Below are 231 nucleotides of genomic sequence, written 5' to 3'. Positions count from 1 at the left end.
TTTGTTCATAACGATGTCACTCATCTGGCGCGACTGCTTGCTTCCCCCTGTCCGGGGCAGCAAATGGTGGTGACAGAAGGCGTGTTCAGCATGGACGGCGATAGTGCGCCACTGGCGGAAATCCAGCAGGTAACGCAACAGCACAATGGCTGGTTGATGGTCGATGATGCCCACGGCACGGGCGTTATCGGGGAGCAGGGGCGCGGCAGCTGCTGGCTGCAAAAGGTAAAA

The 231-nt window shown here is 58.4% G+C and carries 1 protein-coding gene; it reads left to right on the top strand.

Annotated features, from left to right (window positions below; genetic code table 11):
* Positions 1-231, top strand: a 231-nt coding sequence (locus SB756_RS35985) for an aminotransferase class I/II-fold pyridoxal phosphate-dependent enzyme (RefSeq protein WP_410914026.1), incomplete at both ends; no start/stop codon positions are given.

This window comes from Pseudomonas sp. SIMBA_068, assembly GCF_046534705.1.
Classification (GTDB): domain Bacteria; phylum Pseudomonadota; class Gammaproteobacteria; order Pseudomonadales; family Pseudomonadaceae; genus Aquipseudomonas; species Aquipseudomonas putida.
This window is presented reverse-complemented; position numbering and strand designations above follow the sequence as displayed.